The 21,066-nt window shown below is 67.6% G+C and carries 14 protein-coding genes; 5 read left to right on the top strand and 9 right to left on the bottom strand.

The genetic code is table 11. From position 1 onward, the window contains the following. Positions 1-43 precede the first annotated feature (43 nt). Both AC3IRM_RS09515 and AC3IRM_RS09510 read right to left on the bottom strand, forming a co-directional pair. The gene (locus tag AC3IRM_RS09515; RefSeq protein WP_489202937.1) at positions 44-418 is read right to left on the bottom strand and encodes a TfoX/Sxy family protein; all 375 of its coding nucleotides are present in this window, start codon (positions 416-418) and stop codon (positions 44-46) included. Beyond that, on the bottom strand, positions 415-897 hold the full coding sequence (locus tag AC3IRM_RS09510; RefSeq protein WP_310150004.1) for a GAF domain-containing protein: 483 nt from the start codon (positions 895-897) through the stop codon (positions 415-417). The genes AC3IRM_RS09515 and AC3IRM_RS09510 overlap by 4 nt, the downstream gene beginning before the upstream one ends. Positions 898-1,029: 132 nt before the next feature. On the opposite strand from AC3IRM_RS09510, the gene bioD reads away from it, so the two are divergent. After that, positions 1,030-1,716 carry a dethiobiotin synthase gene (gene bioD / locus AC3IRM_RS09505; protein ID WP_489202936.1) on the top strand — a complete coding sequence of 229 codons (687 nt, stop codon included), beginning with the start codon at positions 1,030-1,032 and terminating at the stop codon, positions 1,714-1,716. Positions 1,717-1,828: 112 nt separating this feature from the next. Here bioD and AC3IRM_RS09500 read toward each other — a convergent pair whose 3' ends face one another. The 3 genes from AC3IRM_RS09500 to AC3IRM_RS09490 all read right to left on the bottom strand — a co-directional run bounded on the left by AC3IRM_RS09500 (position 1,829) and on the right by AC3IRM_RS09490 (position 7,087). Then, entirely contained in the window at positions 1,829-5,008 is a 3,180-nt protein-coding gene (locus tag AC3IRM_RS09500; RefSeq protein ID WP_489202935.1) for an efflux RND transporter permease subunit, read from the bottom strand. Between the two features lie 90 nt (positions 5,009-5,098). Next, complete coding sequence (locus AC3IRM_RS09495; protein WP_489202934.1) at positions 5,099-6,301, bottom strand: efflux RND transporter periplasmic adaptor subunit; 1,203 nt, start codon at positions 6,299-6,301, stop codon at positions 5,099-5,101. A gap of 12 nt (positions 6,302-6,313) precedes the next feature. Then, positions 6,314-7,087 (bottom strand): TetR/AcrR family transcriptional regulator, encoded by a 774-nt coding sequence (locus AC3IRM_RS09490; protein WP_489202933.1) that lies wholly within the window; start codon positions 7,085-7,087, stop codon positions 6,314-6,316. A gap of 211 nt (positions 7,088-7,298) precedes the next feature. Between AC3IRM_RS09490 and AC3IRM_RS09485 the strand changes: the two genes are divergently transcribed. The 3 genes from AC3IRM_RS09485 (at position 7,299) to AC3IRM_RS09475 (ending at position 13,145) form a co-directional block, all read left to right on the top strand. Continuing rightward, a complete protein-coding gene (locus AC3IRM_RS09485; protein ID WP_489202932.1) occupies positions 7,299-8,561 on the top strand; it encodes an efflux RND transporter periplasmic adaptor subunit in 1,263 nt (420 codons plus the stop codon). Between the two features lie 6 nt (positions 8,562-8,567). Beyond that, complete coding sequence (locus AC3IRM_RS09480; RefSeq protein WP_489202931.1) at positions 8,568-11,768, top strand: multidrug efflux RND transporter permease subunit; 3,201 nt, start codon at positions 8,568-8,570, stop codon at positions 11,766-11,768. 129 nt (positions 11,769-11,897) lie between these two features. After that, on the top strand, positions 11,898-13,145 hold the full coding sequence (locus AC3IRM_RS09475; RefSeq protein ID WP_489202930.1) for an FAD-dependent oxidoreductase: 1,248 nt from the start codon (positions 11,898-11,900) through the stop codon (positions 13,143-13,145). Positions 13,146-13,951: 806 nt separating this feature from the next. Here AC3IRM_RS09475 and AC3IRM_RS09470 read toward each other — a convergent pair. The 4 genes from AC3IRM_RS09470 to AC3IRM_RS09455 all read right to left on the bottom strand — a co-directional run bounded on the left by AC3IRM_RS09470 (position 13,952) and on the right by AC3IRM_RS09455 (position 17,990). After that, positions 13,952-15,730, bottom strand: a complete 1,779-nt coding sequence (locus tag AC3IRM_RS09470; RefSeq protein WP_489202929.1) for an ABC transporter transmembrane domain-containing protein — start codon at positions 15,728-15,730, stop codon at positions 13,952-13,954. Further along, entirely contained in the window at positions 15,730-16,320 is a 591-nt protein-coding gene (locus AC3IRM_RS09465) for an IMPACT family protein (RefSeq protein WP_489202928.1), read from the bottom strand. Before AC3IRM_RS09465 ends, AC3IRM_RS09470 begins: the two co-directional genes overlap by 1 nt. After that, positions 16,320-17,315: a hypothetical protein gene (locus AC3IRM_RS09460; protein ID WP_489202927.1), complete on the bottom strand. Its 996-nt coding sequence runs from the start codon at positions 17,313-17,315 to the stop codon at positions 16,320-16,322. The genes AC3IRM_RS09465 and AC3IRM_RS09460 overlap by 1 nt, the downstream gene beginning before the upstream one ends. A gap of 105 nt (positions 17,316-17,420) precedes the next feature. Continuing rightward, positions 17,421-17,990 (bottom strand): RNA polymerase sigma factor, encoded by a 570-nt coding sequence (locus AC3IRM_RS09455; RefSeq protein ID WP_489202926.1) that lies wholly within the window; start codon positions 17,988-17,990, stop codon positions 17,421-17,423. Positions 17,991-18,273: 283 nt separating this feature from the next. Here AC3IRM_RS09455 and AC3IRM_RS09450 point away from each other — a divergent pair, with 283 nt between their 5' ends. After that, positions 18,274-21,024: an EAL domain-containing protein gene (locus AC3IRM_RS09450; protein WP_489205890.1), complete on the top strand. Its 2,751-nt coding sequence runs from the start codon at positions 18,274-18,276 to the stop codon at positions 21,022-21,024. Positions 21,025-21,066: the final 42 nt, after the last annotated feature.

Below are 21,066 nucleotides of genomic sequence, written 5' to 3'. Positions count from 1 at the left end.
AGCGCGGGGCTGCGGGCGCGGGCGGTGCGCGCCGGTGGTGCGGTCAGTCGTCGCGGCGGTCGAACAGGCTGTCCAGCGGAGACTCGGACTCGAACGTTTCACTGACGGTCGTCGTCACCGGTCCGGCGGCCTGGCGCGCGCGCGGATCGGGGAGCAGGGCGGTCGCGGCCTCCGCGGCTTCGACCAGTTGCACGCGACGCGTTTCGGGCACGTCCTGCCAATGGCAGTCGAGCAGGGCGCCTTCCAGCGAATACAGCAGGTTGAGGCTGGGCTTGAAGCCCGCGCGCCGCACTTTGACGAACGCGTCCACCGCGCCGGCCGCTTCCAGATCCTCGCGCGTGCGCAGGCCGACCTGGCGCAGCCAGGCCGCGGACTTGGGGCCGATGTTGCGCAGCTTCAGGGGCGTCGGTGCGGTCATTGCATCGATTCGAGATAGGCGGCAGCGAGGGACTCGATACCGGTCTGGTCTTCAACGTCGAAACGCGCCGGCACCGGACTGTCGATGTCGAACACGCCGATCAGGCGCTCGCCGATATACAGCGGGACGACCAGTTCCGAACGCGAGGCGCTGTCGCAGGCGATGTGGCCGGGAAACGCATGCACATCGTCGATGCGCTGTGTCTCGCGCGTACGCGCCGCGGCGCCGCAGACGCCCTTGTCGAGTGGAATGCGCACGCAGGCCGGCAGACCCTGGAACGGGCCGACCACGAGTTCGGTGCCGTCGAACAGGTAGAAGCCCACCCAGTTGAGGTCGGGCAGCGCGTGATAGACGAGCGCCGACAGGTTCGCCGCATTGGCGATCGCATCGCGTTCGCCGTGCAGCAGCGCCCGTGCCTGTGCCGCCAGCGCGGCATACTGTTCGGCCTTGGAGCCGGTCAGGGGAGATGAAGTGAACATGCCGCGAAGTGTAGCAGCGGCCCCGCAGGGGCCTGGCGGACTCGAAGCGCTGCCGCGCGATGCGGACGGGCTCCGCCTGCGCGGCGTGCAGGCCACACATCCCGGAATGCAGCGCATGGCGCCGGAATTCGCATGAGCGCGCGCAGTGTCCTGGTCACCGGTACGGACACCGGCATCGGCAAGACCCATTCGAGCGTGGCCTTGCTGCATGCACTGCGCGCCAACGGTCTCCGCGCGGTCGGCATGAAACCGGTCGCCAGTGGATGCGACTGGATCGACGGGCGCTGGCGCAACGAAGACGCTCTCGCCCTGCAGGCGGCCAGTCATCCGCGGCCCGACTACGGCGACATCAATCCGGTCGCACTGCCCGAACCCACGGCGCCGACGTTGGCTGCGATCGCGGCCGGTGTGACGGTCGACGTCGCGGAGCTGTATGCCGCGCATGCGCGGCTCGCATCGAATGCGGACGTGGTACTGGTCGAAGGCGCCGGCGGTTGGGATGCGCCGCTCGCCGAGGGACTCGAACACCAGGATCTCGCGCGGCAGCTCGGCGGCGCCGTGGTGCTGGTCGTCGGCTTGAAGCTCGGCTGCCTGAGTCATGCGCGACTAACCGCGCGCGCGATCAAGGCGGACGGCTGCCGGCTGGTCGGGTGGATCGGCAACCGCATCGATCCGGACTTCGCGCGGGCGGACGATTACGTCGGCCTGCTGACGGACGCCTTGCCGGCACCGTGTCTGGGGGTGTTGCCGTTCGTCGCGGACGGGCGCGATCCGCCTGCGACGTTGTCGCTCGATGCGGCGTGGGTCGCGACCCTCTAGCGAGTTGCACGAAGCGCAGCGGATCCATCAAGCCATCTGATCCAACTCGACTCACCCGAAGAAAAAGGCGCGACCGAAGTCGCGCCTTGTCCGTGTCACCTGTCGCCGGAACTCAGTGCCCCTGCGGTGCCGGTTCCAGATCGTCACCGTCCCGACGGTCCGCCTGCTGTACCTCGGTCGCATCGCGGTCATGGCTGTGGTCGCGGGCCAGCAGCAGATAGAACGCCGGCAGCACGAACAGGGTGAACGCGGTGCCGATCGACATGCCGGCGGCGATCACCAGACCCATCGAGAAACGCGCTGCGGCGCCGGGACCGCTGGCGATCAGCAGCGGCACCATCGCGAACACCAGCGCGGCCGTCGTCATCAGCACCGGGCGCAGACGGATCGCCGCGGCGCGTTCGATGGCCTCGGCCTTCGGCACGCCTTCGTTGACCTGCAGCTTGTTCGCGAATTCCACGATCAGGATGCCGTGCTTGGAGATCACGCCGACCAGCGTCACCAGGCCCACCTGCGTGTAGATGTTGATCGACATGCCGGGGAATGCCTCGATGCCGGCGAACTGCAGCACGCCCGACAGCAATGCCAGCGCATTGAGTACCAGCAGCGCGCCACTGATCGCCATGGGCACGGTGGCCAGCATGATCAACGCGTCACGGAAGCTCTCGAACTGCGCGGCCAGTACCAGGAAGATGATCACCAGCGCGAAGGCGAGGGTGATCAGCATCGTCGTACCTTCCTGCTTGAACTGCCGCGACTCGCCGGCGTAGTCCACGCTGTAGCCCTGCGGCAGCACCTCGGCGGCGATCTCGTCGAGCACGCGCAGCGCCTCGCCCTTGGTCACGCCGGGACGCGGCGCGAAGGTGATGCCCACCGCGTTGAGCTGCTGGAAGCGCTTGAGCGATTGTGGCTGCGCGCTCTCCTTGAACGAGATCACCGTCGACAGCGGAATCAGGTCGCCGTCGCGGGTGCGGGTGTAGTAGTTGCCCAGCTGCTCGGCGTTGAGCCGGTCGCTGCGCTGCACCTGCGGGATCACGCGGTAGGAGCGGTTCTGCATCGCGAAGCGGTTGACGTAACCGCCGGCCAGCAGCGCGCTCATGTCGGCGGCCAGCGTGCGCATGTCGATGCCGAGGAGCGCCGCCTTGTCGCGGTCGATCTGTACCTCCACGCGCGGCTTGTCGATCTTCAGATCCTTGTCGAGGAAGATGAAGCGACTGCTGGCCTGCGCCCGCGCGACGACTTCGTCGGCGATTTCCGACAACTGCTCCAGCGAGCCGATACCGCCGATCAGGAACTCGCCACCACCGTCACCACCGGCCGACGGCAGCGACGGCGGCACCAGCGCGAAGATGTTCAGACCGGTGATCTCGGCGAGCTTGGGCTGCAGGTCCTGCTGCAGGATCTGGTTGGTCGAGCGGTCGCGCTGGCTCCAGGGCTTCATGACGAAGCCACCCATCGCGCTGTTGCTGCCACCCATGCCGCCCATGCCGCCGTTGAACAGGAAGAAGTCGTTGATCTCCGGAATCTGCTCGACGACCGCGGTCATCTCTTCGGTGTAGCTCTCCACGTAATCGAGCGTGCTCGCCGCATCGGCGCTGCCGATCGCGAACACGAAGCCCTCGTCTTCCGGCGGCGCCGGTTCCTTGGGCGCGCCGATGTAGAGGAACACGCACGAGACCAGCACGATGCCGCCGAAGGTCAGGATCACGGCGCGCGTCTGCAGCGCGCCGTGCAGCCTGCGCTGGTAGCCCTGCTGCAGCCAGTCGAAGCGACGGTCTAGCCATTTCTCGAGCCGGCTCTTGCTCTGCTCGCCATGCGGCTTGAGGATCTTGGCGCACATCATCGGCGTGAGCGTCAGCGCGATGATGCCCGACAGGAACACCGCGCCCGCCAGCGTGAACGCGAACTCGGTGAACAGCACGCCGGTCAGGCCGCCCTGGAACCCGATCGGCAGGTACACCGCGATCAGCGTCGTGGTCATCGCGACCACCGGCCACGCCAGCTCGCGTGCGCCGCGGATCGCGGCGTCGTGCGGTGTCATGCCTTCCTCGATGTGGCGGTGGATGTTCTCCAGCACGATGATCGCGTCGTCGACCACGATCCCGATCGCCAGCACCATGGCGAGCAGGGTCAGCAGGTTGATCGTGAACCCCATCAGCAGCATCAGGAACAGCGCGCCGACCAGCGACAGCGGCACGGTGACCGCCGGAATCAGCACGCTGCGCAACGAGCCGAGGAACAGGTAGATCACCACGATGACGATGATCACCGCCTCGATGATCGTGCGGATGACCTCGTTGATGCCGTCCTGGATCGATTCGGTGCTGTCGTAGGGAATCGTCGCTTCGATGCCTTCGGGCAGCTGCGGGACGATCTCGTTGTCCCAGGCCTTGCGCACCTCGGCGATCACGTCCAGCGCGTTCGCATCCGGCGAGACATAGATGCCCATGAACGTCGCCGCGGCGCCGTTGATGCGGACCGACGAGCCGTAGTTCTCCGAACCCAGCACGACATCGGCGATGTCGCCGAGCCGCACGATCGCGCCATCGGCTTCGCGCACGACGAGCGCACGGAACTCCTCGGGCGTGCGCAGGTCGGTGCGCGCGGTCAGGTCGACCGAGACCATCTGGCCCTTGGTGGAGCCGAGCGCGGACAGCACGTTGTTGGACTGCAGCGCGGTCGATACGTCGCTCGCGGTGACGCCGAGCGCGGTCATGCGATCGGGCTTGAGCCACACGCGCATCGCGAACGAGCCAGGTCCCATGATCTCGGCGCGCTGCACGCCGGGGATCGTCGCGATCGTCGGTTCGACGGCGCGGGTGAGGTAGTCGGTGATCTGGTTGTCGTTGAGCGCGTCGCTGGCGAACGAGACGTACATCGCCGCGACCTGCTGCCCCTGCTGCAGGTCGATGACCGGGTCTTCCGATTCGGCCGGCAGTTCGCTGCGCAGCTTGTTGACCTTGGCCGCGATCTGCGTAAGCGCTTCGTTCGGGTCGTAGTCCAGACGGATGTAGGCCTGGATGACGCTGACGCCGGCCGAGCTGGTCGAGGTGAGGTAGTCGATGCCCTCGGCGCTCGCGACCTCGCGTTCCAGCGGCGTCGTGATGAAGCCCTGGATCAGGTCGGCGTCGGCGCCGAAGTACGTGGTGCTGATGTTGACGACCGCATTCTGCAGCTCGGGGTACTGGCGCACGTTGAGTTCGGAGAACGCGCGCAGGCCGAACAGCAGGATGAAGAGGCTGACGACCATCGCCAGCACGGGTTTACGGATGAAGATGTCGGTGAATTTCATCTCGGTCTCCCCCGCGCGGTGTCGCGCGGGTCAGGGAGCGGGGCGGACGCAGGGCGCCCGGACACATCGATCAGGAAGCGGCGATCGCGATCAGCGGTTCTCAGGCGTCGGCGCGGCGTCGGCGCTCGGCTGCACCTTGTTGTTGATCGTCACGACAGCATCGTTGCGCAGCTTCAGCAGGCCGCTGGTCGCGACGCGTTCGCCTGGCTTGAGGCCTTCGGTCACGGCGATCAGGTCGCCGCGGGTCGCGCCGGTCTTGATGAAGCGCTGGCGCACGATCAGGGTCGGGCCCTGCTGCGCGTCCTCGCCTTCGGCCCTGGGCGCTTCCGGATCGACCGGCTGCTCGGACACCACGTACACCGCGTTCCCGTAGGGATTGAAGGTCACCGCGGTCTGCGGAATCACCACGACATCCTGTTCGCCACCGACCGCGAGGCCGACGCGTGCGAACGCACCCGGGCGCAGCTTGCCATCGGCGTTCGACAACGTCGCCTGCACCATGAAGTTGCGCGTACCGGCGTCGACGGAAGGCTCGATCGCGGTGATCGTGCCTTCGAACTGTTCGCCGGGCAGCGAATCGACGACCGCCTGCAGCGTAGCGCCGGTGTTGATCAACGGCAACTGCTGCTCGGGCAGGGTGAAGTCGAGGAAGATCGGATCGAGCTGCTGCAGGCTGACGATCGGCGTGCCCGGCGAGACGAACTGGCCGAGGTTGACCTTGCGGATGCCCAGCACGCCGTCGAACGGTGCACGAATGGTCTTCTGCGCGATCAGGGCGCGCTGCGCCTCGACCTGGGCAAGCGACGTCGCCGCCTGCGTCGCGCGTTCCTCGACCTCGGCCTTCGACACCAGCTGCGTCTCGCCGAGCTCGCGCCAGCGATCGCGCTGCACGACGGCGAGCTTGGCGGCGGCTTCGCTCGAGCGCAGCACCGCGAGTTCGTTGTCGGTGTTGAGTTCCACCAGCACGGTGCCGGCCTTGACCGGCTGGCCGGGCTCGAACGACAGCTTGCGGACCACGCCGCCGGCCTCGGTCGTGACATCGGTGCCGTTGACCGCGACCAGCGTGCCGACCGCTTCCAGCGGTGTCGACCACGACTGCTGCGCGGCCTCGAAGGTCGTGATCGCGACCGGCGGCTGCGGCATGTTGTCGAAGAAGTCGTTCATGCCCTTGCCCATCAGGGCCTTGGCAAGAAAGACCCCGCCGAAAATCACGGCGACGAGGATCAGCATCACGATCATCCGCAAGCGGGGACGCGGTTTGCGCGCTGCGGGCTGGGTTTCGGTCCTGGACATGGGCGGTTTCCGTCAGGAAAGAGGAAGGGTAGGGGGCAGGTCGGGCGTGATGCTCGACCAGTCGGTATCGAAGACGGCGCGGCTGACGCGAGCGATCAGCGCGTCGAGCGCGGCATCGTCCTCGGCGTCGATGAGCGGTTGCCAGCCGTAGCCGTTGAACAGGTACTGCAGCTGGCGGATCAGCAGGCGGTAGGGATCGCCGGTCACGGCGGTGTCCACCAGGCCCTGCTGCTGCACGAGCGCGTGCATGCCGACGGTCATCATCCAGGGCCCCATCGTCAGCGCGCCATCGGGCAGCGCCGACGCAGGCAGTTCACCGCGTGCACGTCCCTCGGCGACGATGCCGTCGATCAGCGTGGCCAGTGGCTCGCAAGCGGCCAGCGCACGCCGCCGGCTTTCGACCGAGGCCGCGCCCCAGACCACGTCGGTCCAGACGAACTGGGCAAGGCGGAAGTGCTCGGGTTGCTCGCGGATGATCAGCATGTCGGCGAGCACGACTGCAAGCATGCGTTCGCGCGTCGGGCCGTTCCACTTCGCTGCGCGCTCGAACAGTTCGACGCGGTCGAAGCTGTTGCGCGTGGCGAGTGCGACCAGCAGGTCTTCCTTGCTGGCGAAATGCTTGTAGAGCGTGCCGATCGCATAGCCGCATTCCTCCGCCACGCGTGCCATCTGCAGCGACAGCAGTCCGTCGCGCTGGATCTGCGCCTGGGCGGTGTCGAGCAGGGTGCGTTCCCGCGCGAGAATCTCGCGCTGGCGACGTGCCACGGCGGGGGACAGGAGCGTCATCTGGAACCTGAATGGAACGGGAGCGGCGCGGATTATGAACCCGGTTCATTCCGTGAGCAAGGTTCGATTTCACCGGGCCCGCATCGCATGCAACAGAGCATCGCGCCTGACGACGGCGCCAATGACTTCCGTCACGGTGCGAAGCGCAATCTGAATTAGCTATACTGACCGGTATAGTAAATCCCGTCCCACCTCTCCCAGGTCATCCCCCATGCGCCGACTTCTCTCCATTGCCGTGCTCGCCGCGGCACTTTCCGCCTGCGGTCAACAAGAGGAGCAGGCCGCGCCGCCTCCGCCGGAAGTAGGCGTGCTGACCGTGCAGCCGACGAGCATTGCGCTGGAACAGGAGCTGGTCGGGCGACTGGCGCCGTTCCGCAGTGCCGACGTGCGCGCCCGCGTGCCGGGCGTGCTCGAACGTCGCGTCTACCAGGAAGGCAGCGACGTGCAGGAAGGCGACGTGTTGTTCCGGATCGATCCTGCCCAGCTGCAGGCTGCGCTCGGAACCGCACAGGGTGCGCAGGCGCAGGCTCAGGCCAACGCGATCAACGCCAAGAGTGCCGCCGACCGCGCCCGCCAGCTCGCGCCGACGAACTTCATCTCCAAGGCCGATCTCGACAATGCGCTGGCCGCCGAGCGCAGCGCGGAAGCCGCCCTGCAGGCGGCCCGCGCGTCCACCCAGACCGCGCAGATCAATCTCGGCTACGCGACCGTGCGTGCGCCGATCTCCGGCCGCGCCGGCAAACAGCAGCTGACCGAAGGCGCTCTGGTCGGGCAGGGCGATTCGACGTTGCTCACCACCGTCGACCAGATCGATCCGCTGTACATCAATTTCTCGATCAGCGCCGCCGAGTTCAATCGCATCCGCGCGATGTCGCTCGACCAGGGCGCCGGTGGCGGCCAGGTCGAGATCGTCCTCGCCGACGGCTCGGTGCACGACCAGCTGGCGACGCTGGACTTCTCCGGTGATGTGGTCGACCCGGCATCGGGCGCGATCCAGCTGCGCGCGACGGTCCCCAATCCGGACCGGCGCCTGCTGCCCGGCGTCTATGTGACGCTGCGCGCGAACATGGGCCAGCAGAGCGGTGTGTATCTGGTGCCGCAGGCTGCGGTGCTGCGTGATGCCAACACGGCCTACGTGCTGGTGGCGGGCGAAGGCGACAAAGTGGTCCGCAAGCCGGTCCGTACCGACCGTGCGCAGGATGGCCAGTGGGTCATCACCGAAGGTCTGGCGGCCGGGGATCGCGTGATCGTCAGCGGCGTGCCGAAGGCGCGTCCCGATGCGGTGGTCGTGCCGAAGCCGTGGACGCCCGAGCAGGCCCAGGCTCCCGCGGTTCCCGGCGGTGAGACAGGGGCAGCGCCCGCGGCCCAGCCCGCAGGCGAGGCCGCCGCGCCCGCAGCGAGCGAAGCCGCCACGGCGGCTCCGGCCCAGGAAGGCGCCGGTCAGGCACCCGCTGCGAACGACACGCAGGACTGATCCGCCATGCCCAAGTTCTTCATCAACCATCCGGTCTTCGCCTGGGTCGTCTCCATCCTGATTTCGCTCGCGGGCGTGATCTCGCTGCTGAACATGGGCGTGGAGTCGTATCCGAGCGTCGCACCGCCGCAGGTCACCGTCTCGGCGACCTATCCCGGCGCCAGCGCCGACACCACAGAGCGCGCGGTGACCCAGGTCATCGAGCAGCAGCTCACCGGCATCGACAACCTGCTGTACTTCAGCTCGACGTCGAGTTCCTCGGGCCGCGCCAGCGTCACCCTGACGTTCGAGACCGGTACCGACGCGGACATCGCGCAGGTGCAGGTGCAAAATAAGGTGTCGTTGGCGACGCCGCGTCTGCCCAGTGAGGTGGTGCAGCAGGGCGTCGTCGTGGCCAAGGCCAACGCCGGCTTCCTGATGGTGGTGGGTCTGCGATCGGACGATCCGTCGGTCAGCCGCAACCAGCTCAACGACCTGATCGGCTCGCGCGTGCTCGAGCAGATCGCGCGCGTGCCCGGCGTCGGCAGCACCCAGCAGTTCGGTTCCGAGTACGCCATGAACATCTGGCTCAACCCGGACCAGCTGCAGGGCTACGGCATGTCGGCCACCCAGGTCATGGCCGCGGTGCGCGGGCAGAACGTGCAGTTCGCTGCCGGCTCGGTCGGTTCCGATCCGGCGCCGGCAGGCCAGGGGTTCACCGCAACCGTCTCGGCCGAAGGCCGTTTCAGCACGCCCGAGCAGTTCGAGAACATCATCCTGCGCGCTGACAGTGAAGGCGCGACCGTGCGCCTGAAGGATGTCGCGCGGGTGGAGATCGGCGCGTCCGGCTACGGTTTCGACACCAAGTACAACGGCCAGGCCACCGGCGCATTCGCGATCCAGCTGCTGCCCGGCGCCAATGCGCTGACCGTGGCCGGGGCCGTGGAAGCGCGCATGGACGAACTGCAGCCCTCGTTCCCGCAGGGCATCGAGTGGTTCAAGCCCTACGACACCACCACGTTCGTCACGCTGTCGATCAAGGAAGTCATCGTGACCCTGATCGAGGCAGTGGTGCTCGTGTTCCTAGTGATGCTGCTGTTCCTGCAGAACCTGCGCGCGACCATCATTCCGACGCTGGTGATCCCGATCGCGCTGCTCGGCACGTTCCTCGGCCTGAGCATGCTGGGCTACACGATCAACCAGCTGACCCTGTTCGCGATGGTGCTGGCGATCGGCATCGTGGTCGATGACGCGATCGTGGTCATCGAGAATGTCGAACGCATCATGGCGGAGGAGCATCTGCCGCCACGCGAAGCGACGATGAAGGCGATGGACCAGATCACCGGGGCGGTGGTCGCGATCACCGTGGTGCTGGCCGCCGTTTTCATTCCGAGCGCCCTGCAGGGCGGCGCGTCGGGCGAAATCTACAAGCAGTTCGCGATCACGATCGCGATTTCGATGGGTTTCTCGGCGTTCCTCGCCCTCGGCTTCACGCCGGCGTTGTGCGCGACGTTCCTCAAGCAGCATGCGCCGCCGGGCGAGCGCAAGAGCAACATCGTCGTGCGCACGTTCAACAAGTACTACGACAAGGTCAACCGGACCTACGTCGGCCACATCGGCAGCGCCGTGCGGCACGCGCCGCGCTGGATGGCGGTGTTCGCGGTGCTGTGCGTGGTCTGTGCGTTCCTCTACATCCGTCTGCCGTCGAGCTTCGTGCCCGAGGAAGATCAGGGCTATGCGCTGGCGATCGTGCAGCTGCCGCCGGGCTCGACCCTGCAGCGCACCAACGCGGTGTTCGAGGATGTGCGCGCGCGCCTGGAGCAGAACCCGTCGTACGAAGCGATGCTGCAGGTCGCGGGCTTCAGCTTCGTCGGCCAGGGCGAGAACGTCGGCATGGGCTTCATCAAGCTCAAGGACTGGGCCGACCGCGACGCCGACATCAACCAGTTCCTCGGTGAAGCCAACGGCGCGCTGCAGGGCGTGCAGGATGCGACGATCTTCGTCGTGAACCTGCCGACGGTGCAGGGCTTGGGCCAGTTCGGCGGCTTCGACATGTATCTGCAGGACCGCACCGGTGCCGGCAACGCAGCGCTGCAGCAGGCACGCAACCAGCTGCTGGGCGCGGCAGCGCAGAAGACCGACGTCCTGCAGGGCGTGCGCCCGAACACGCTGGAAGATGCGCCGCAGCTGCAGCTGCATGTCGATCGCGTGCAGGCACAGTCGATGGGGCTGTCGGTCACCGACATCTACAGTGCGATCCAGCTGATGCTGGCGCCGGTATACGTCAACGACTACGTGTCCGACGGGCGCATCAAGCGCGTCAACATGCAGGCCGACGCGCAGTACCGCACCGATCCGGGCTCGATCGGCCGCTTCTACACGCCGAGTGCGATGTCGACCAATGCCGACGGCACGCCGACGATGATTCCGCTGAGCACGGTGGTGAATCCGGAGTGGGGCGCCAGCACGCCGTCGCTGACGCGCTACAACGGCTATTCGGCGATCAACATCGTCGGTTCGCAGGCGCCCGGCCGCAGTACCGGCGAAGCGATGGCGGCGATGGAAGAGATCGTCGAGAACGAACTGCCGGAAGGTTTCGGCTACGACTGGGCGGGCATGTCCTACCAGGAGATCATCGCGGGCAACACGGCGACGCTGCTGCTGCTGCTGTCGGTGGTCGTGGTGTTCCTGTGTCTGGCCGCGCTGTACGAGAGCTGGTCGATTCCGGTCGCGGTCTTGCTGGTGGTGCCGCTGGGCATCCTCGGCGCGGTGGTCTTCACGATGCTGCGTCCGGGTCTGTCGAACGACATCTTCTTCAAGATCGGCATGGTGACCGTGATCGGTCTGGCGGCGAAGAACGCGATCCTGATCGTGGAATTCGCGGTGCAGCAGTACAAGGAAGGCAAGACGTTGCGCGATGCGACGGTGGATGCGGCGAACCTGCGTTTCCGCCCGATCCTGATGACCTCGTTCGCCTTCATCATGGGCGTCACGCCGATGGCGCTGTCGAGCGGCGCGGGTTCAAGCGCACGTCATGCACTGGCCACCGGCGTCATCGGCGGCATGCTGTTCGCCACGTTCCTCGGCCTGCTGCTGATCCCGGTGTTCTTCATCATCGTCCGGCGCGTTCTGGGCGACAAACTCGACGAGCCGGATCCGCGTCTCGCGGATGCCCGTGAGCGCGATCACCGTCTGGAAAAGGATGGCGACGAACGACCGGCGCACTGACCGCGTCCCCGTTCGATCTGCAAGGGCCGCCCCGGCAACAGGGCGGCCCTTTGCATGTGTGGCGCGCGCTTCGGTCGCTGCCGGATCTGTGGACGCCCCGGTATGCTGACGACCCGCAACGGAGCCCCCATGACGCCACTGCGTATCGCCATCGTCGGTTACGGCACAGCAGGACAGGCCGCGGCGGTCTTACTGGCACGCGACGGCCATCGCATCGAGGTCTTCGAACGTGCGCCCGAGCCGGGACCGGTCGGTGCCGGTTTCCTGCTGCAGCCCACCGGGCTGCAGGTGCTGTGGCGCATGGGACTGCTCGATGCGTTGCTGGCGCATGGCGCGCGCGTCGAGCGCCTGTATGGCGAAACACCCTGCGGCCGCTCGGTCATGGACATGCGATATGCGGGTCTCGACCCGCGCCTGTGCGGCATCGGACTGCAGCGCGGTGCACTGTTCGCGATCCTCGACCAGGCGCGCAGCGACGATGTGCGGCTGCATGCCGGCGTCACGATCGAAGGTCCGGACGACACCGACGACCGCTGGCTGTGCGACGCCGATGGCGGCCGGCACGGTCCGTTCGATCTGGTGCTCGCGGCCGACGGCGCTGCCTCGCGTCTGCGCTGCCGACTCGGTGGCGTGCGTCGCGACGTGGTGTATCCCTGGGGTGCGCTGTGGTGCCTGCTCGACGCCGACGGCTGGCCACACTTGAATGAACTCCGGCAACGCTATGTCGCCGCGCGCCGGATGATCGGCCTGCTGCCGGTCGGCACCCGCCCGGGCGATGCGACTCCACGGCTCAGCTTCTTCTGGAGTCTGCCGGTCGCGGCCTTCGACGGCTGGCAGTCCACGGCGCTCGACCACTGGCGCGACACGGTGACATCGATCTGGCCCGAGGCGTCGCGCTTGCTCAGCGCCACCACCACGCATGCGCAACTGGCGCGCGCGACCTATCGCGATGTCACGCTGACGCAGTGGCATCGCGGCCGCTGGGTGCTGCTCGGCGACGCCGCGCATGCGATGAGTCCGCAACTGGGGCAGGGCGTCAACATGGCCCTGCTCGATGCCGAAGCCTTGCGTGATGCCTTGCGCGCGGAAGCACTTGCGGATGCGTTGAGCACGTATGCCCGCGTGCGTCGCCGGCACGTGGCGATCTACCAGTTCTGGAGCCGCTGGCTGACGCCGGTGTTCCAGTCCGAGCGCGACGTGATCGCGAAGGCGCGCGATGTGGCGTTCCGGCCGATGGGGAATCTGCCGGGCGGGCGCGGGCACATGCTGCGGGTGCTCAGTGGCACGCAGCAGGGGGTGTTCGGGTCGATGGCGCTGGAGCCGGCGTTTGTGGATGCGTTGGGAGCGTTTCGGGTGTCCGGGGTTTCTACGAAGTAGTTGCGCCTCTTCCTGGCTTTCGTTGTTGCGCACGCTTTGGGCTTTGGGCTTTGGGCTTTGGGCTTCTGCTTCTGCTTTGGCTTTAGTTTTGGTTTTCAGCGTTTGATTTGAATCGAGCCGTAGAGCGAGCCGAGCACCGGAGCCTGGCGTGGCCGAAGAGCAGCCCATGTCTGAGCGCAGCGAGTTTGGGCTGCGTGCCGCGTCAGGCGAGGAGCGGAGGGCACCGACGCGGCTTCATCGCGTCGGCTCGCGTCCGGCGAAGGGACCTTTTGGTTCCTTTTGGGTCCATCCAAAAGGGACTCGCACGCGCAGCAGGCGAAAGCCCTGCACTCTGCTTCAGCCTTGGCGTTAGATATCCATATTCGCCAGACGAATCGCTCGCAGAGCGAAGATCAAGTACAGGGCTTCCGCGCTGTCGCGCGGCTTACTTTTGTCTTGGCAAAAGTAAGCACGACAGTGCGAATGCACTGGCGAACGGCAAAGCCGGCCCGAAGGGCGAGCGCCAAAGGCGCGAGTCAAACCGTCTTCGCCGGACGCGATCCGCCGCGATACAGCCGCGGCGGTCCCCTGCGCTTCTCGGACGACGGGGCACGCAGCCCAAACTCGCTGCGCTCAGACATGGGCTGCTCTTCGACCCCGCCGCCCTGCGATGCTCGGCTCGCTTTACGGCTCGATTCAAATCAAAAGCCAACGCGAGAAGCAAAGGCCAAAGCCAAACCCAAAGCCAAAGCCACGTGTAGGAGCGCGCTTGCGCGCGAAGAGGTCTTGCCCAGAACGCCCATCGCGCGCAAGCGCGCTCCTACACCTCAATCGATGAACTGCAACCGCGCCAGCTCGGCGTAAAGCCCACCCTGCGCCAGCAGATCCGCATGCGTGCCCTGGGCGACGATGCGGCCGCGATCCATGACCACGATGCGATCGGCCTTGAGGATCGTCGCGAGCCGATGCGCGATGACCAGCGTCGTGCGGCCTTCCATCAGCCGCGCCAGCGCTTCCTGCACCGCGAACTCGCTTTGCGCATCGAGCGCGGAGGTCGCTTCGTCGAGCAGCAGCACCGGCGCGTCGCGCAGCAGCGCGCGGGCGATCGCGATGCGCTGCTGCTGGCCGCCAGACAGCCGCGCGCCGCGCTCGCCGAGCTGGGCGTCGTAGCCCTCGGGCAGTTCCCGGATGAAGGCATCGGCTTCCGCGGCGCTCGCTGCCGCTTCGATGTCGGCATTGCTGGCATCAAGGCGGCCATAACGGATGTTCTCGCGCGCAGTCGTGGCGAAGATGGTCGGCGACTGCGGCACCAGCGCGAGATGGTCGCGCAGCGCGGCGGGATCGAGCCCGCGGATGTCGACACCGTCGATCGACACCGTGCCTTCGGCAGGGTCATGGAAACGCAGCAGCAGCGACAGCACCGTACTTTTGCCGGCGCCGGACGGGCCGACCAGGGCGACGGTCTCGCCGGGTGCGACATGTAGGTTGAAATGCTCCAGCGCAGGCGCATCCGGGCGCGAGGGATAGTGGAACCGCACGTCTTCGAAGCGCAGTTCGCCGCGCACGGGTTCCTGCAGCGTGGCCGGCGCGTCCGGCGCGCGGATGCCGGGGTGCTCGACCAGCAGCTCGCCGATCCGGCCCATGCCGCCGGCGGCGCGTTGCAGCTCGTTCCACACTTCCGCAAGTGCGCCGACCGATCCTGCGCCGAACAGCGCGTAGAGCACGAACTGGCCCAGCGTGCCGGCGGTCATGCGGCCTTCGATGACGTCGTGGGCGCCCGACCACAGCACCACCGTCACCGCGCCGAAGATGAGCGTGATCGCGATCGCGGTGATGATCGACTGCAGGCCGATCCGCCGACGCGCGGTGGCGACCGACTGCGCGACCGCATCGCCGAAGCGTCCGCGCTCCCAAGGTTCGCGCGCATGCGCCTGCACGGTGCGGATGGCGGTCAGCGTCTCGTTGGCCAGCGCATTGGCATCGGCCACGCGGTCCTGACTCTGGCGCGAGATCTTCGCCAGCTTGCGCCCGCCCAGCACCAGCGGCAGCACGAACAGCGGAATGCCGATCAGGGTGAATGCCGCGAGCCGCGGACTGGTGACCACCAGCATCGCGACGCTGCCGATCACCATCACCGTGCTGCGCAGCGCGACCGACATCGTCGAACCCACGACCGCGCGCAACAGTTCGGTGTCCGCGCTCAGCCTTGAAACCAGATCACCGCTGCGGGTCTGCTCGAAGAAAGTCTGGTCGAGATCGAGCAGATGACCGTAGAGCCGGTTGCGCAGGTCAGCGACGACACGCTCGCCGAGCAGCGAGACGAAGAAGAACCGCGCCGCGGTGAACACCGCCAGCGCGATCGCGACGAGCAGCAGCAGCGCGAACGCCTGGTCGATCTGGTCGCCGCCGGTGAAACCGTGGTCGATCATCTGCTTGACCGCCATCGGCAGGCTCAGCGTCGCGGCCGACGACAGCGCGAGCGCGACCATCCAGGCGGCGAACAGGCCGCGCTGGCGCATCACGAACGGCCACAGGGTCTTGAGCGCGCCGATGCGCGCCTTCGGTTCGCCGGCGTCAGGCGTTGAGCGGGGGGATTGGAATGCCATCAGCCATTGTCGTCGATGCGGACCCGGTCACGGGTGGCATCGCGCAGGCGGGTTTTCAAGTCGTCGACGCGATCGGCCGGCAGCTCCAGCACCAATGCCACGCCGTGAGCGTCGAAGGTTTCTTCGCGTTTGACCGCGAAGGCGCCCGGCAGCGCGGCGTGCACGCTGCCGATCGCGTCGAACGGCGCATGCAGGCGCAGCGTCGCCATCTCGACCAGCGCGACGCGGGGCGCAGTACGCAGGCATTCGGCTGCGCAGCCGCCGTAGGCACGGACAAGCCCGCCAGCGCCGAGCTTGATGCCGCCGTACCAGCGCACGACCACGACCGCGACGCGGTCGAAACCCTGGCCATCGATCGCGGCAAGGATCGGGCGACCGGCCGTGCCGGCCGGCTCGCCATCGTCGCTGGAGCGGTATTGATCGCCGGTGCGCCAGGCCCAGCAGTTGTGGGTGGCATCGGCCACATGCACCTGCTGCATGAACGCGGCGGCGCCGTCGGCATCATCGACCGGCGCCGCGTGCGCGATGAAGCGACTGTGTTTGACCTCGAGCGTGTGGTCGACCGGCCCGGCCAGGGTGTCGAGCGGCATCAGTCCAGCAACGCGCGCAGGTCCGGCGGCAGTTCGGACTGGGGGTGCCGGCGGTGGAACTCGGCCAGGCTCGCCTTGGCCTCGGTGATTCGGCCGGCATCGAGCAGCTCCCGCACGCGGGCCAGCCATGCGGCGCGGACTTCGGGTGCATCGGCCGACGCGGGCGGATCGCCGTCGTCGGGACCGTCGTCGATCGATTCGAGCATCAAGGCCTGCGAGTCCGCCCGCGTCTGTCGCGCAGCCGCCGGCGCCGGCGCAGTCGGCGCCGCGCGACGCGCCGCTGATTCGGCAGGCGCCTGCACGGGAGAGGGCGGCGAGGGTGGGGCCGGCGGCGGTGCTGGCACGGAGGGCGCGGACGCAGGGATCGCCGGCGGTGGTGGCGGTGGTGGCGGCGAGACGGCCGGATGCATCTCCGCGCCGAACGCGGTCGATCGCTCGACCGGTGCCGGCACGTTCGCAGCCGCAGCGGAAGACGCGATGTCCGCGGACTCGGTGGCCACCGTCTCGTTGCGTATCGACGCGGCAGGGGGCGTTTCGTCGGCCGCGGGCGCTGCAGGCGCCGGAACGTCGGTCGTGGCTTGCGCGGGCAGCGGCGCGGAGTCGGCGAGCGGCGGTGGCGCGACCTCGCGGGACCGCAACACTTCCGGGGCTGGCGCGGTGGCTGCAGCAGGTGCAACTGCAGCTGCAGGTATCTCGGACGCCGCTCGCATTTCGCTGTCGGGCACCGGGCGCAATTGCCATGCGATGCCGACCGCCAATGCCAGCGATGCGGCGATGCCGGCCGCGAACGGCCAACGACGGCGGCGCGGGGACACAGTCCTGTGCGCGATGGCGGCGCGTGTCTGCGCAGGCGCTGCGCCCGAGGCGTTTCGCGCAGCACCCAGGATCGCCGCGTCCAGCGCGGCCGACGGCGACACGGCACTGCCGTCGCGTAACAGGCGATCGGCCAGCAGGCGTTCTTCGGGTGTCAGCGGTTCGCGGTCGGGTCGGTTCATGGGCTCAGCAGCGTGCGCAGTTTGTCCATCGGATAACGATGTTTCCGCTGGCGATGGCACACATACAAAATTCTGGCACACACCTCATAAGAAAAATTATTCATATCAATCTCTTAGGAGCTGTGCTCGCAGTTTGTCCATCGCGTAGCGCAGGCGCGACTTCACGGTTTCGCGGCCGACGCCGGTGATCGTGCCGATCTCCTCCAGCGTCAGTTCCTGTTCCAGCCGCAGCAGCACGACCTCACGTTGCTCCTCCGGCAACGATGCCAGCGCGAGCTGCAAGCGGCGCCGCTGTTCGAAGGCGGACAACTGCCGCTCGGGCGAATCGGGATCGACGATCCGCGCGGTGCGCAGGTCCGCATCCTCGGGCGGCGGCGGTCGATGCTGCGCCGCACGCCAGTGATCGGCGAGCCGATTGTGGGCGATGCGATACAGCCACGTCGTGAACATCGCATCGGGTCGCCAGTCGGCGCGCGCGGCGATCACGCGTTGCCAGATGTCCTGGAAGATCTCGTCGGCCAGCGCCCCGTTGCGCAGCTGGCGTACGAGAAACCGGTAGAGCTTCTCGCGATGCCGGCGGTAGAGCGTCTCGAATGCCGCCACATCCCCTGCGACCCATGCCTGCATCAGGGCATCGTCGCCGGTCGGCTCCTGCTGGCTGGCGATGTCGGGCATGCGCTGCAGGTTACGTGCTGGGGACGGGGCCGGGAAGGCCAGTCGGCCAGGAAGCGCTGGTGAGACGGTCGCGTGCATGGAAACGCGAACGTCCCGAGGGCGACGATGGGGTCAAGTTGCGGGTCGATGTGACGATTTGGTTATGCTCGCGTCAGCCAGGATCCGCCAACGCCCCGTGCCCGACCGCCGCCACGCCATCGACTTTCCCCGCCCCCCGCCTGTCGATGCGGCGACGCGTGCGCGCGAGATCCTGGCCACCGCGCCGACCGGCCTGGCGATCGCGATGGCTTGGCGGTGCACCTTGAGCGGCCGCGGGGTGATCCATGCGGATGACGCGGGCAGCGTGCTGCGTGAGATCGCAACAGCTGCGCTCGACGATCCAGGCGTGATGGCCCCCGGTATCGGCGTGCAGCACGCAGTCCGAGGCGACGTGCGCATCGCGGTCGCCTTCGATGCGGCTGCCGACCAAGCGCTGCGCGACGCGTGGGCGCGACTGGCCGCCGACGCCATGCGCAGCGGGCTCGAAGCGCTGATCACCGAGCACATCGTCGCGACGCTGCAGCGCTCGGAACGGCTGCAGCAGGCGCTGTACGAGATCGCCGACCTTGCCGGTTCCGCCTTGGAGATGGGTGAGGTGCTGGCGCGGATCCACGCCGTCGTCGGCACGCTGATGACCGCCGAGAATTTCTACATCGTGCTCTATGACGACCTCAGCGAGACACTGCGGTTCCTGTATTTCGTCGATGCGCACGATCCCTGGACCGCCGATCCCGAGCAGGAACTGCATGTCAGCGAGATGCCCAACAGCCTGACGATCGCGCTGTTGCGTGCCGGGCAGCCGATGCTGGGCCCGTCGGCGCAGCTGCGACGGACGCATGGTGTCGACGACGGCAACCTGCTGCACGGGCCCGACAGCGCCGATTGGCTGGGGGTTCCGCTGCGTCGCGACGGCCGGGTCTGTGGCGCGATCGTCGTGCAGAGCTACGACCGGCCCGACCGCTACAGCCAGGATGACCGGGCGCTGCTGGAATTCGTCGCCCAGCACATCCTCACCGCGCTCGACCGCAAGCAGGCGCATGCGGAGCTGGAGCGGCGGGTGGACTCGCGCACCCAGGAATTGCAGGAGGCGAACTTCGGCCTGCAGGCGCAGATCGCCGAACGCGCGCGCGCCGAGCGTCTGCAGCGTGCGCTGTACCGCATCAGCGAACTGTCGGTCGCTGCCGGCAGCGTCGAGCGCTTCTATGCAGACCTGCATGCGATCGTCGGCGAGCTGCTGTACGCCCGCAACTTCTACATCGCGATGCTGAGCCCTGACGGGCAGCGCATCGAGTTTCCGTATTCGGTCGACGAACGGGACGCCGCGCGTCGTCCGCGCGATCGGGCCAACGGCCTCACCGAATACGTGATCGACAGCGGCGAGCCGCTGCTCGCACGACGTGAGGGCATTGCGCTGCTGGAAGCCAGCGGCGAACTGCAGAGTCGCGGTACCCAGGCGCAGTGCTGGCTGGGCGTGCCGTTGAGCCGGGATGGTCGCCCGGTCGGTGCCATCGCGGTGCAGAGCTACGATCCGGAAATCGCGTTCACGCACAGCGACCAGGCCCTGCTGACCTTCGTCGCGCACCACATCGACAGCGCACTGGAGCGCAAGCGCGCGCAGGAAGCGCTCAAAGCCGCCCACACCGAACTCGAGTTCCGCGTCGATGCCCGCACGCGTGAGCTGGAGGAGGCGAACCGCGAACTGCGTGCGCAGATCGGCGAGCGTGTGCGTGCGCAGCAGCGCCTGGTGCACCAGGCGCGGCACGATCCGTTGACCGGGCTGCCCAATCGCGTGCAGCTGCTCGAACGCCTCAATGCCGCGCTCGCGTCCTCCGAAAGCCGGCAGGAACCATTCGCGGTGCTGTTCCTCGACCTCGACCGCTTCAAGCTCGTCAACGACAGCGTCGGCCACGCGGCTGGCGACGCGATGCTGGTCGAGATCGCGCAGCGGATCTCCGCGCTGCTCGGGCCGCAGGACATGGCCGCGCGTCTCGGCGGCGACGAATTCGCGCTGGTGCTCGGCGGGGTCGATGACGCATGCGTTGCCGACACGATGGCAGCGGCATTGCTGGCGACGCTGGCACGGCCGATGTGGGTCGCCGGACGCGAGCTGTATCCATCGGGCAGCATCGGCATCGCGATGTCGCATCCCGGCGCCGATGGCGACGGTCTGCTGCGGGATGCGGACGCGGCGATGTATCGCGCCAAGGCCTGCGGCCGTGATCGCAGCGAACGCTTCGACGAGGCCATGCGCGCCGAGGCCACGCGCCTGCTGGATCTCGAGGCCGATCTGCGTCGCGCGATCCTGCAGGATGCGTTCGAGCCGTTCTTCCAGCCGATCGTGCGCCTGTCCGACGGTGCGGTGATCGGCCATGAGGCGTTGCTGCGCTGGCGCCACGAACTCCACGGCATCCTGCCGCCTGCCGACTTCATCGGCGTAGGCGAGGACAGCGGCCTGATCGAACAGGTCGACTGGCTGATGTACCGCAAGGTCATCGGCATGATGGCGACGCTGGACGCGCCCGGCTATGTGTCGATCAACGTCTCGCCGCGCCATTTCCGCTCCGACGATTTCGTCGAGCGACTGATGCTGCTGGTGGACGGGGCCGGCGCCGATCCGTCGCGCCTGCGCATCGAGATCACCGAAGTCGCGTTGCTCGACGATGCGCCGCGAGCGCTGCGCATGCTCAGCCTGCTGCGCGAGCGGGGCGTGCTGGCGCTGCTGGACGATTTCGGCACCGGTTTCTCGGCGCTGTCGTATCTGCATCGCTTCCCGATCCAGGCGCTGAAGATCGACCAGAGCTTCGTACAGGGTCTGGGCAGCGACCTGCACGCCGAGAGTCTGGCCCTGGTCCGCGCGATCCTCGCGCTTGCCGGCACGCTCGGCATCGACACGATTGCCGAAGGCGTGGAAACCCAGGCACAGCGCGACATGCTCGACGAGCTCGGCTGCCAGTACGGGCAGGGCTATCTGTACGGGCGACCCGCGCCGCTCTGATCGGACCAGAGCCGATGCGGTGCTAGAGTGCCGGCGATTTTT

The organism is Luteimonas sp. KH_071, from assembly GCF_057838005.1.
This window is presented reverse-complemented; position numbering and strand designations above follow the sequence as displayed.